Origin of the sequence: uncultured Ellagibacter sp. (assembly GCF_934636505.1) — a bacterium.
Lineage (GTDB): Bacteria > Actinomycetota > Coriobacteriia > Coriobacteriales > Eggerthellaceae > Ellagibacter.
This window is the reverse complement of sequence record NZ_CAKUAL010000057.1, coordinates 1-12,744: the sequence shown is the minus strand read 5'-3', so window position 1 is coordinate 12,744 and position 12,744 is coordinate 1. Positions and strand designations below refer to the sequence as shown.

General features: G+C 63.1%; 10 protein-coding genes. 8 read left to right on the top strand and 2 right to left on the bottom strand.

What is annotated here, in order from left to right; all coding sequences use genetic code 11:
- A partial coding sequence (locus tag Q0G18_RS07205) for a hypothetical protein (RefSeq protein ID WP_297151340.1) occupies positions 1-246 on the bottom strand: 246 nt, incomplete at its 3' end.
- A gap of 234 nt (positions 247-480) precedes the next feature.
- On the opposite strand from Q0G18_RS07205, the gene argC reads away from it, so the two are divergent.
- From argC to Q0G18_RS07165, 8 genes are all read left to right on the top strand, one after another.
- Positions 481-1,551 carry an N-acetyl-gamma-glutamyl-phosphate reductase gene (gene argC / locus Q0G18_RS07200; protein WP_297151337.1) on the top strand — a complete coding sequence of 357 codons (1,071 nt, stop codon included), beginning with the start codon at positions 481-483 and terminating at the stop codon, positions 1,549-1,551.
- Between the two features lie 21 nt (positions 1,552-1,572).
- The gene (gene argJ / locus Q0G18_RS07195; RefSeq protein WP_297151335.1) at positions 1,573-2,835 is read left to right on the top strand and encodes a bifunctional glutamate N-acetyltransferase/amino-acid acetyltransferase ArgJ; all 1,263 of its coding nucleotides are present in this window, start codon (positions 1,573-1,575) and stop codon (positions 2,833-2,835) included.
- A gap of 5 nt (positions 2,836-2,840) precedes the next feature.
- The gene (gene argB, locus Q0G18_RS07190; RefSeq protein ID WP_296061937.1) at positions 2,841-3,785 is read left to right on the top strand and encodes an acetylglutamate kinase; all 945 of its coding nucleotides are present in this window, start codon (positions 2,841-2,843) and stop codon (positions 3,783-3,785) included.
- Between the two features lie 42 nt (positions 3,786-3,827).
- The gene (locus Q0G18_RS07185; protein ID WP_297151332.1) at positions 3,828-5,063 is read left to right on the top strand and encodes an aspartate aminotransferase family protein; all 1,236 of its coding nucleotides are present in this window, start codon (positions 3,828-3,830) and stop codon (positions 5,061-5,063) included.
- Between the two features lie 71 nt (positions 5,064-5,134).
- Positions 5,135-6,343: an argininosuccinate synthase gene (locus Q0G18_RS07180; protein WP_297151329.1), complete on the top strand. Its 1,209-nt coding sequence runs from the start codon at positions 5,135-5,137 to the stop codon at positions 6,341-6,343.
- Positions 6,344-6,742: 399 nt separating this feature from the next.
- On the top strand, positions 6,743-8,143 hold the full coding sequence (gene argH, locus Q0G18_RS07175; protein WP_297151326.1) for an argininosuccinate lyase: 1,401 nt from the start codon (positions 6,743-6,745) through the stop codon (positions 8,141-8,143).
- 208 nt (positions 8,144-8,351) lie between these two features.
- Complete coding sequence (locus tag Q0G18_RS07170) at positions 8,352-10,577, top strand: transglycosylase domain-containing protein (RefSeq protein ID WP_297151323.1); 2,226 nt, start codon at positions 8,352-8,354, stop codon at positions 10,575-10,577.
- A gap of 62 nt (positions 10,578-10,639) precedes the next feature.
- A complete protein-coding gene (locus Q0G18_RS07165) occupies positions 10,640-11,146 on the top strand; it encodes a hypothetical protein (RefSeq protein ID WP_296061951.1) in 507 nt (168 codons plus the stop codon).
- A gap of 245 nt (positions 11,147-11,391) precedes the next feature.
- On the opposite strand, the gene Q0G18_RS07160 is transcribed toward Q0G18_RS07165, so the two are convergent.
- Positions 11,392-12,744: penicillin-binding transpeptidase domain-containing protein (locus Q0G18_RS07160; RefSeq protein ID WP_297151319.1), on the bottom strand; the 1,353-nt coding region annotated here is incomplete at its 5' end.

Genomic DNA, 12,744 nt, shown 5'->3' with positions numbered 1-12,744 from the left:
GTACATCTCAATGCCGTTCGCGGGGGAATTTTGCGCGTCTGCTGCCTGGTCACTGGCCTGTTCGTTCATTGTTTGGCTCCTTGGCCTATAAAAGTGGTACAAACCCCAGCGGGTTTGTATAAAATAATTTCGCCGCACATCGTAGCACGTTGCGGTGACAGAATTGGGCATGTATCGAAAACGAGGACGAATCGTGAACTTGGGCATTCTGAATAGCAAGGCGCTCGCCGCTTCTTTTGCTGTCATGTCCCGACGACGTCCTTTGCGCGACGGCAAAGCCTCGTGCCGTGCCGCTTCGCGCGTTTCTTCTCTGTAACTTTTTCGCGTCCTCTTTGGGCGGGAATCCCTTTTTATTACTATTGTCCGTGCGCTTCGCCCTATGCGTATCGCGTGCATCGCCGCAGCTAACATCGCTGGCGGCCAGGCTCGCTGTTCGCATATCCGCAGGCGCGGGAACCAATTCGATAAGGAATCGACATTATGAAGATTAAAGCCGGTATCGTTGGGGCCGCTGGCTTCGCGGGTGCGGAACTCACGCGCCTTTTGTTGGGGCACCCGAGCTTCGAGCTGTGTGCGATCACCTCCGATGCGCTCGCCGGGCGCGCGCTCGCCGAGGTGTACCCCGCGTTCGCGGGTGCGAGCAACCTCGTCTTCTCCAAGCACGATAAGAACGCGCTTGCCGACCTTGATGTGGCCTTTCTCGCCGTTCCGCACACGGCGTCCCTCGCGATGACGCCCGATCTCATCGCCGCGGGCACCACGGTCATCGACCTGTCCGCCGACTACCGTCTGAAAGATCCTGCAACTTACGAGAAGTGGTACAAGGTGGCGCACACCTCCACCGACCTTCTCGCGAAGGCCGCCTTCGGCCTGCCCGAGCTCACAGGCGACGAGCTCGCCTCCGCCGCAGCGAGCCGAGCGGCAGGGGAAGCCGTGCTCGTGGCCTGCGCGGGCTGTTATCCTACGGCGACCTCGCTTGCCGCTGCGCCGTTTTTGCGCTCAGGCCTCGTCGAAGAGGGCGCCACTGTCATCGTCGACGCGCTCTCGGGCATCACCGGCGCGGGCAAGAAAGCCACCGAGCGTACGCACTTCTGCTTCGCGAACGAAAGCGTCGAAGCCTACGGGGTGGGAACGCACCGTCACACGCCGGAAATCTCGCAAATCTTAGGGCTCGCCCCTGGCAAGCTCGTGTTCACGCCGCATCTCGTCCCCATGAACCGCGGCCTGCTCTCCACGGTGAAGCTGCCGCTCGCAAAGGGCGCCGCCGCTCCCGATCCCGAAGAGCTCGCCGCCATCCAGCAGCGCTTCTACGCGCAATCCCCACTCGTCGAGGCGCTTCCCGCAGGCTCGCTTCCCAAGACCGCATCGGTCGCCGGAACGGCGCGCGCGCAGGTGGGCGTCGCCTATCACGCTGAGGCGCGCACGATCATCGCGATCGGTGCGATCGACAACTTGGGGAAGGGCGCTGCTGGCCAGGCCGTCCAGTGCGCGAACATCATTTTCGGCCTCGATCAGACCGAAGGCCTCACCTCACTTGCCGTGGGGGTGTAAAACCCGATGGAAGGAACCGACATGACAGCATTCACCCAGATCGAGGGCGGGGGCGTCACGAGCGCTCTCGGCTTCAAGGCCGCCGGCATCCATGCGGGTTTCCGTAAGGAACCAAAGCGCCGAGACCTCGCGCTCGTCGTCGCGGACGAGCCTTGCGCGGCGGCGGGCACGTTCACGAAAAACATCTTCTGCTCCGCGCCCGTCATCATCTCGAAAGAGCACCTCTCCGACGGCGGTGCGGGCGCCCCGAGCTACGGCACTGCGCGCGCCGTGGTGGTGAACTCCGGTATCGCGAACGCCGCGACAGGCGTTCCCGGGCTTGAGCATGCCCGCGAGATGGCGCGCATCACCGCCGACGCCGTGGGCTGCACCGAAGAGGAGGTGCTCGTCGCGTCGACCGGCGTCATCGGGCAGCATCTTCCCCTCGATCCCTTCAAGACGGGCGTTCCCCAGGCGCTCGCCGAGGCAAGTCGCGAAGGCGGGGCTTCCGCAGCGCGCGCCATCATGACCACCGACACGCACCCGAAGGAGTACGCGGTCAGCTTTTCAGGCGATGACCTGGGTTTTGATGGCGTCACCTTCACCGTTGGCGGCATGTCGAAGGGCTCGGGCATGATCATGCCGAACATGGCCACCATGATTGCCATCGTCACGACCGATGCTCCCATCGCCGCGGCGCATCTCTCGCAGATCCTGCGCGACGCCGTGGGCGTGAGCTTCAACAAGATCACCGTCGACTCGGACACCTCGACCAACGACACCTGCGTCACGCTCGCGAGCGGGGCTGCGGCTCCGGGTGCGGCGCCCATCGAGCCGGGGACCCCCGCCTACGATGCGCTCGCCGCCGCCTATAAGGAAGTGTGCACGCACCTCGCGCGCATGATGGCCGCCGACGGCGAGGGCGCCACGAGGCTCGTCACCGTGCACGTTGCAGGCGCCGCTACCGACGCCGACGCCGACGCGGCAGCGCGCACCATCGCGAACTCGCCGCTCGTGAAGACGGCCATCTATGGCCACGACGCGAACTGGGGACGCATCGCCGCAGCTGCGGGGCGCTCGGGCGCTGCATTTCGCCAGGAAGACGTGTCCATCGACATCATGGGCATGCCCGTCTGCCGAGGCGGGCTCACCGTCGCCTTCGACGAGGACGAGGCGCTGCGACGTTTCGAGGCGCCGGAGATCGCGATCGACGTGAACCTCGGCGCCGGCACGTGCGAAACCACCATGTGGACATGCGACTTCTCGCATGATTACGTAACCATCAACGGAGATTACAGGACCTAATTGCCATGAACTACGATAAGGACAGCAGACCGAACGGGGTCGACACCATCACGGGCGAAGTGCTCGCCGAGGCGATGCCGTGGATCAAGAACATCACCGGCAAGACCATCGTCATCAAGTACGGCGGATCTGCCATGGTCGACGAGCAGCTGCGCGCCGAGGTCATGGCCGACATCGTGCTCCTGAAGATCATCGGCGTGAACCCGGTGATCGTGCACGGCGGCGGGCTCGCTATCTCCGAGGCCATGAAGCGCTTCGACATGCCCGTGAAGTTCATCGACGGCCAGCGCGTGACCACCGACGAGGCCATGAAAGTGGTGCGCTCGGTGCTTGCTGGCCAGGTGAACCAGGAGCTCGTCGAGGCGATGAACGAGCACGGCCGGGTCGCGGTGGGCCTGTCGGGTGCCGACGGAGCCACGATCATCGCCGAGCAGGCGAGCGAGCAGCTCGGGCGCGTCGGGCGCGTCGTTCGCATCAATTCGCAGCTTCTCGAAGACCTCGTGTCGGCGAACTACATTCCCGTTCTCGCGTCGGTCGGCATCGGGGAAGAGCCGGGCAGCGGCTTTTTCAACGTGAACGCTGACGTGGTGGCGGGCCATGTGGCCGCGGCCATTGGCGCGCACAAGGTGTTCTTCTTGACCGACGTCGACGGTCTTTACCGCGACTTCGACGACAAATCGTCGCTCATCTCGCGTATCTCACTTGCCGAAGTTAGCGAGATGGTGGACAAGAAGCAGGTCTCGACGGGCATGATTCCGAAGCTGCGATCCTGCATCCGCGCGCTTGACGCGGGCGTGCACCGCGCGCATATCTTGAACGGCACCACGCCGCATGCGCTTCTGCTCGAGATGCTCACCGACAAGGGCGTCGGCACCATGATCGTCCCGCCCGACGGGGACGCGGCGTTCGACTCCACGCGCGAGGGCAGCTTCGCGAGCAAACTGGTGTAACGTGGGCGGTCGCTTCGCCGCCTTTTGTGAGAAGGAGAAACAATGAGTCTTGCTGAACAGCAGCAGCTGGAGGAAACCTACGTCATGCACACGTTCGGCCGCAAGCCGGTCGAGCTGGTGGAAGGCGAGGGCATGGTCGTTCGCGACGATGCCGGCAAGGAATACCTCGACTTCATCGCGGGAATCGGCGCGGTGAGCCTGGGGCATTGCCATCCCGCCGTCGTGCGCGCGATCACCGAGCAGGCATCCACGCTCATCCACGTGAGCAACTACTATTACATCGAGCATCGCGGGCAGGTGGGCAAGTTGCTCTCCGATGCGCTGAACGAAGAAGTGCCCGCCGCTGACCAGGCGCCTTGGCAGACGTTCTTCGCGAACTCGGGCGCCGAGGCGAACGAGTGCGCCATCAAGCTCGCCCGCGCCTATGCGCGCCGCCGCATCGAGGCGGAAGGCGGCGACGGGGAATCGGCTCCGCGCGTGATCGTCACGGTGAAGAAGAGCTTCCACGGCCGCACGCTCGCCACGCTCGCCGCGACCGCGCAGCCGGCCAAGCAGGAACTCTTCCAGCCGCTGCCCGATGGGTTCACGCCCACGCCGCAAAACGACATCGCGGCGCTCGAGGCGCTGTTCGAGGCGCAAGGCGACTCCATCTGCGCCGTCATGCTCGAGCCTATTCAGGGCGAGTCCGGCGTGCATCCTTGCAGCCCCGAGTTCATGGAGGCGGTGCGCCGCCTCACGGCCGAGCGCCACGCGCTCATGATTTGCGACGAGGTGCAGTGCGGTATCTACCGCACCGGCAAGCCCTTCGGCTTCCAGAACTACGATGTCGTGCCCGATATCGTCTCCATAGCGAAGGGCGTGGCGTCGGGTTTCCCCTGCGGCATGTGCGCCGCGCGCGGGGAAGTGGCGGCTGCCTTCAAGCCAGGCGATCACGGCTCCACCTTCGGCGGGTCAAACCTCGCGGTTGCCGCGGCTGAGGCGACGCTGAGCGAGATTCAAAAGGAGAACCTCGCCGCGAACGCGATCGAGGTGGGTGCGTACCTGCGCGAGCAGCTTTCCGCGCTTCCCCAGGTCACCGAGGTGCGCGGCATGGGTCTCATGCTGGCGGCCGACCTCGCGGAGGACAGCAAGGGCGCTCCCGACGTCGTGTATGATGGGCTTTCCGCAGGCCTTCTGCTCAACGCGACGGGCGCGCACACGCTGCGCTTCCTGCCGCCGCTCGTGTGCAGCAGGGCAGACGTCGATGCGTTAATCGAGAAACTTGGTGGGATTTTATAGTTCGCCAAATGCTCAGGGTGCATTTGGTTTACCGTGGTTAAAACAGTTTTGAGCTGGGAAAGGATACAAAAATGAGCGAACAGAGGGACAGGGTTGTCTTGGCCTACTCCGGTGGCCTTGATACGTCGGTGTGCATCAAGTGGATGCAGGAGGAGCGCGGGCTCGACGTCATCGCCGTCGTTGGCGACGTCGGACAGGAGCACGACGGTCTCGAGAAGATTCACGACAAGGCCCTGCGCACCGGCGCCATCGAGTGCCGCGTGGTCGACATGCGCGAGGAATTCGCCAAGGAATACCTTACCCCCGCGCTTGCCGCGAACGCGCTCTACGAGAACAAGTACCCGCTTGTGTCCGCTCTCTCGCGCCCGCTGATCGCGAAGCATCTCGTCGAGATCGCGCACGAGTTCGGCGCGAAGTACGTGGCGCACGGCTGCACCGGCAAGGGCAACGACCAGGTGCGCTTTGAGGCGTCCATCATGATGCTCGATCCGTCGCTGGAAATCATCGCCCCTGTTCGCGAGTGGGATCTGAAGACCCGTCCGCAGGAGATGGACTGGGCGGCGGCGCACGGGGTGGAGGTTCCCACCACCAAGAAGTCGCCCTATTCGATCGACGACAACCTGTGGGGCCGCGCCATTGAGTGCGGCGTTCTGGAAGACCCCTGGAACGAGCCGCCGGCGGACATCTACACGATGACCACCGACCCCGAGAAGGCTCCCGACACCCCGACCGTCGTGGAGATCTCGTTCAAGGACGGCATCCCCTGCGCGCTCGACGGCAAGGAGATGAGCTACCTCGACGTCATCCTCGAGATGAACAAGATCTCCGGCGCGAACGGCTTCGGCCGCCTCGACATGGTGGAGAACCGCCTCGTCGGCGTGAAGAGCCGCGAGTGCTACGAGGCTCCGGGCGCGCTTGCCATCATCAAGGCGCACAAGGCGCTTGAGGACATCTGCCTCGAGCGCGACGTGCTCCACTACAAGCTCCATGTGGAACATGAGTGGGCCGACCAGGTCTACAACGGCAAGTGGTATGCTCCGCTGAAGGCCGGTCTGGATGCGTTCCTCGCAACGACGCAGGTCAATGTCACGGGTACGGTGCGCCTGTCCTTCTACAAAGGCACCTGCACGGTCACGGGCTCCAAGAGCGACTACTCCCTCTACACCAAGGAGCTCGCCACCTACGACGAGGGCGACACCTTCGACCACAAATCCGCGAAGGGCTTCATCAACATCTACAGCCTCTTCGGAAAGGTTTGGGCTGAGAAGCATCGCCAGTAAAGGAGATTTCGCTGGTCTGCCGACCAGCGAAACGAGCCGACGCTGTGCGGCGCTCCGGCGGCACAGCTGGCGCTCCAGGGTTTTGTCGCGTATCTTAAGTACGCTTCTTCAACCTTTCGCGCCATCTGCACTCGCCAGAACGCCGCTCGCTGACTCTTGCTCGACCTGCGACTTTCCGAATCCCACAGGTTGAACAGGGTCGAAGCGAGCGTTGTCTTCAGAAGCGAACGACCCAAGGGCGCTCACAAAAGGGCGCCCTTCTCGTAGGCAAAACGCAGAGTGTAATTCCCGACGGCCTTCACAAAGCGAGTTCCGCAGCGAAGCGAGGACTGTCTGAGCGACTGAAGACCGTCGGGAATTACACTCTGGCGATCTCCATAGATTGAAAGGGCACACACCATGGCACTTTGGTCAGGCAGATTCGAAGAGGGCGTGAGCGAGTTCACGCAGCGCTTCGGCGCATCTCTTCCCGTCGACAAGCAGCTCTACGCGCAGGACATCGCAGGTTCGCGCGCCCATGCGGCGATGCTCGCGCACCAAGGCGTCATCTCGCAGGAGGATGCCGACAAGATCGACGCGGGCCTTCTGCGCATCAAGGGCGAGATCGAGGCGGGCAACTTCCCGTTCGACATCAACAACGAGGACATCCACATGTCCATCGAGAGCGTGCTCACCTCAGAAATCGGCGATGCGGGCGCGCGCCTTCACACGGGTCGCAGCCGCAACGACCAGGTCTGCACCGACACGCGTCTGTTCGCAAAGAAGCGGGCGCGCGACCTGATGGCTGCAAACGTGGAGCTTCGTCATGCGCTCGTGTCTCAGGCGGAGAAGCGCTTCGACGTCATTCTGCCTGGCTATACGCACATGCAGCATGCGCAGCCGGTGCTCTTCTCCCATCATATGCTCGCGTACGTGTGGATGCTCGATCGCGACTTCGATCGCTTGCGCGCGGCATACGACGCCGCGGACGCGAACCCGCTCGGGTCCGCAGCGCTCGCCGGCACCACCTACCCGCTTGACCGCTTCATGACGGCCGAGACGCTCGGCTTCTCGCGCGTGATCCCCAACTCGCTCGATGCCGTCTCCGACCGCGATTTCCTGCTTGACCTTCTGTATGCCTGCAGCGTGTCGTGCATGCACCTGTCGCGCTTGTGCGAGGAGATCATTCTCTGGTCGACGGCGGAGTTCGGCTTCGTCACCCTGTCCGACTCCTTCTCGACGGGCTCGTCTATCATGCCGCAGAAGAAAAACCCCGACTTCGCCGAGCTCATCCGCGGCAAGTCCGGGCGCGTGATCGGCGACTTGGTCGCGCTGCTCGTCACGATGAAGTCGCTTCCCCTTGCGTACAACAAGGACCTGCAGGAGGACAAGGAAGGTGTCATCGACGCTGCGAAAACGCTCGAGGACTGCTATCGGTGCGCCACGGGCATGATCGACACCATGGAAATTCACCCCGATGCCATGCTCGAGCAGGCGAAGAAGGGCTATCTCGCCGCGACGGACGTGGCCGATTACCTGGCGAAGAAGGGTCTTCCTTTCCGCCGTGCGCACGAGATCGTGGGCCATCTCGTGCTTCTGTGCGACAAGCGCGCCTGCGGCCTGGAGGACCTCTCGATCGAGGATTTCAAGGCGGAAAGCGATCTGTTCGAGGAGGACATCACGAAGTGCCTCGACCTTGCGAGCATCGTCGCCGCGCGCACCACGTTCGGCGGTACGGGCAATTCCGCGGTGAAAGAGCAACTCGGCCAGGCGAAAGAGGCGCTCGCCGCCGACGAGGCCGACGCGGCATCGCTCGCGTAGCATCCCAATGGGGCTTCGTCGCTCTAATCGGCGACGTTATCACGAAGGCAGGGGTTCGAGAAATCGGCCCCTGCCTTTCTGTATTACGGGGAGGAGCAGGTCATGGGCCAAACGACGCCTCTTGTGCCCATTTGCTGACAAAACGGGGGAGCTTTCGAAGGGAAAGCGAGCCGATGCTACAATACTTTGGACTAACGAGGAGGTGCCCGTGGCGTCACGTGCGATTAAAAGCAGGGCCAACATCAAGAAGAAGCATCCGTCGACGGCGGTGATCGCCGTCGTGGCGGTTATCTTCGTGTTCATCGTCTCGCTTTGCTGGGGCGTCTGGTCTGTCGGCTCGTCTTGGCTGACCGATCTCCCTGATTACGAGAGCGCCGACGCGTACAACACCGCGCAGCCGACGGTCGTGTACGCGAGCGACGGCCAGACGGTGCTCGCGGAATTCCAGCTGGAGAACCGCGACCCGGTCGAAATCAGCGAGATCAGCGACTACGTGCTCAAGGGCACGGTTGCTACGGAGGACGAGCGCTTCTACTCCCATGGTGCGATCGACCCGTGGGGCATCGGCCGCGCCTTGGTGAACAACCTCATGGGTGGCGACCTGGAAGGCGCATCTACCATCACGCAGCAGTTCGTGCGCAACACGATTCTCTCTTCGGAGATGGACGACATCTCGATCAAGCGTAAGGTTCGCGAGGCGTATATCTCGATCAAGCTTGAGGAGCAGTACTCCAAAGACAACATCCTGCTCATGTACTTGAACACGATCAACTACGGTTCGGGCGCCTATGGCATCGAGGCCGCATCGGAGCGCTACTTCTCGAAGCACGCAAGCGAGCTCACCATTGCGGAGGCGGCGACGCTTGTGGGCATTCCCCAGTCGCCAACGTACAACAACCCGATCAACTATCCCGAGAACTGCACGAAGCGCCGCAACGTAGTGCTCGACCGCATGCTCTCGAACGGTGTCATCACTCAGGAAGAGCACGACGCCGCTCAGGCCGAGCCCCTCGTGCTCAATCCGACCGAGCCGTCGACCACGGGAATCGAGGCGTATCCGTACTTCACGAGCTACGTGCGCGACCAGCTGACCAACGCCAACGGCAAGTACGCGTACTCCAAAGACGAGCTTTTCAAGGGCGGGCTGAAGGTCTACACCACGCTTGACGTCTCCATGCAGGAGGCCGCCGAGGCGGCTGCGCGCAAGAAGGAACAGGCGGCCGGCGACAACTACGAGGTCGCCATGGTGGCGATCGACCCCGACAACGGCTACATCAAGGCGCTCGTCGGAGGCAAGGACTACGACGCCTCGCAGGTCAACATGGCCACCGGCACGGGCGGGTCAGGCAGGCAGGCCGGCTCGTCGTTCAAGACGTTCACCCTGGTGGCAGCTATCGAGCAGGGTATCGATCCCAGCACGATGATCGATGCCTCGGCAACTGCGAAGCTCCCTGGATGGGAAGTTGCCAACATCAACCACACCAACTACGGGACGAAGAGCATCTCAGACGCCTTCGCGGTCTCGTCGAACACGGCGTTCGCTCGCCTCATCCTCTCGATCGGCCCGGACAAGGTCGTCGATGTCGCCAAGCGCATGGGAATTACTTCGCCGCTCACCGCGACAGGATCGCTCACGCTCGGTTCCGAATCGGTGACGCCGCTTGAGATGGCGAACGCGTACGCGACCATCGCGAACGGAGGCACGCATTACGATCCCGAGTGCGTCGAACGCATCGTCGACCGCAACGGCTCCATCGTGGTGGACAACTCGGCACCGAAGGGCACACGTGCCATCTCCGCCGAGGTCGCCCACGCGGCCACCGAGGTCATGAAGGGCGTTATCACGAAGGGAACCGGCCAGGCTGCGGCGCTTTCGAACGGGCAGGTTTCTGCGGGTAAGACGGGAACGTCTGAAAACTACATGGACAGCTGGTTCTGCGGAATCACCCCGCAGCTTTCCGTGGCCATCTGGTTCGGCGATCGTAGCGACTACAGCCACGCCCAGCGCGTGCCGAGCGGCATGTCTGCGGCGAGCACGTTCCCCGACTTCATGAACGTTGTTCTCAAGGGCAAGCCGACCGAGGATTTCCCGAAGGCGGGCGATCCCCAGTACAAGACCAACTTTGAGGACACCACGTACCACATCGGCGGCTACTACAGCTCAGAAGACGATGAGGACAAGGATAAGGATAAGAAGACCGACGGGGATTCAACGAACGGAAACGGGACCGGCACGGGGAACCATCAAGGCACCACAGGCAACGGCGGTAACGGCACGACCGGTGGCACTGGGGGCACCGGCGGAGATTCCGGCGGAGGCACGACTGGCGGCACAGGTGGTGGCGATTCCGGAGGAGGCACGACCGGCGGCGATTCCGGAGGTGGCTCAGGCGGGGGTTCCGGTGGAACCACTGAGCCGGTTCCGATAGAGTAGAGTTTTGCACGATTCGTACAATCGCGCGGCGGGCCCCCTGTCGCGCATCGATGGGAGAACACATGACCCGATCTTCATTCATCCGCGCGCTTGCCGCCGTTTGCGTGAGCGCGATGCTCGCCGTTGCGCTTTCCGGCTGCATGCAGCAGACGGCCAATCAGGCAAACGATCAGCAATCGGAAAATCGCGAGTACATGACGCAGGTCAATCAGAAGATGGACGATCTCGATTCCCGTCTCTCCGATTTCGTCGATGCCGTTTCGCGCGGTGACGTGGTTACCATGCGCACCCAGGCAGACAACGCGTTCAAGGTGCTCGACGACCTGTCTTCCCTTGAGGCGCCTGAGCCTTTGAAGGACGTTGCAGCCGGCTATGTTGACGGCGCGAACAGCCTGAAGGATGCGCTCAACTCCTATATCCAGCTTTACACGGAGATTGATGGCGCGACCGCGTCCGAACCCTTCGATTGGTCCACTTACGATTCGCGTTTGCAGGCAATCCAGGATGCCTATAATGCGGGTATCGATAAGTTGAAGGCGGCCGACGAGGCTGCGGCGGGCAAGGACTAGCGCTTCGGCTCTCCCCCGAGTGCCAAGGTGAGCGAGACTGCTCGCTCTGGGAACGCTCGGCGGATTCTTAAAATGAATTGGTCACAACGCGAAGGCGGCGACCTGCATCATGCGGGCCGCCGCCTTCGTGTTTCTCGCTTATGCTGGTAGGGTGCCGCCAATCGAGGCATGGGCGGATGTCTGCTGCGACGGCCTGCATCGAGCCATGTCGCACCTTTCGGCTGCCGTACGGATGCTCAAAGCCCCTATGGAGCAGGCTCGCCGCCTTCGCCGCCTGGTTGCCCACCGTCATCGGGCGGACCCACGGGGCCTTCGCCTCCGCCAGGTGGCTCCTCGCCCGAGTCCGCGCCGCCGCCGCTATCGCTGCCCGCGTTCGGGTCGGGGCCAATCGACACATAGGCGGTGTAGGTACCGTTCGCGAACTCGATCTTCACTATCGAGCCCGCGGCCACGGTGGAGCTATAGGTTTCCACGATGGTGAGGTTGCTCCCCAGCGCTGCCTGCACTTCGGCCAAGCTTGCGCCCGAAAGCTGCGCGATGGTGTCCTTCGCGGCGTCTTCGCTGTATATCGACTGCTTCTTGTTGAAGTCGCTGTCGTATTTCGGTTCGGCGGCAGCGGGGAAGTCTACCCTCTCGCGACCGTCAAGGGCAAGCGACATGAAGATTCTCCAGGCGTCCTTGCACCAGGGCGCTTCCCACATCTCCCGTTCTTGCACGGCGCCCGTCCAAACCGCGCAGGAAAGCTGCGGGGTGTAGCCGCAGAACCACAGGTCGCGATGCTCCTGGGACGTGCCCGTCTTGCCTGCGCTCACCTGGCCCGACGGCAGCGCCGACCCGCGCCCGGTTCCCTGGGTGACCACGCCTTGCAGCACGCGGGTCACCTCACCTGCAACTTCGGGGGAAAGCACCTGCTCGCCCGGAACCTCCGTGTTGTCGATAAGCGTCGTGCCGTCTTGCGCGATCACCTGGGTGATGCAGGTGTCGGGGTGTCGGATGCCCCCGGTCGCGAATGCTCCGTAGGCGCTCGCCATGCGCAGCGTGTTCGTCTGCGCGGCACCGAGCGTGAGCGCGGGGTAGGCTCCGTAGCCGTACTTCGTGTCGCCGGAAACGCCGAGGCGCGCCGCCATGTCGAGCAGGCTCTGCGGCGTCACGCCGTCGGGGTCGGTGACAAGGCGGGCGAAGCCGGTATTAGCGGAGACCCAGGTCATCCGCTCGATGGAAAGGTACCCGTAGTTCGCACCCGCATAGTTGGTGACGGGCTTGCTCCATGCTGCGTTCACGAACCCCGTGGAGCAGTCGATAACCGTTTTCGGGCTGATGCCCTGCTCGATGGCGGCGGCCAGCGTGAACGCCTTGAACGACGATCCCGCCTGGCGTCCCGTCGCGCTCGTTGCGAGGTTGAACTGGCTGTCCGACCAATCCTTCCCGCCGATCATGGCGAGCACGTAGCCGGTGTTCGGGTCGATGCACGTCATAGAAAGGCTCACGTCGCTATCGCCGGTCCTTGCCATATCGTCGTACACTTCCGCTGCCGCTTCCTCCGCATAGCCCTGAAGCGTCGGGTCGATCGTGGTGTAGACCGTAAGCCCGCCGTCGAA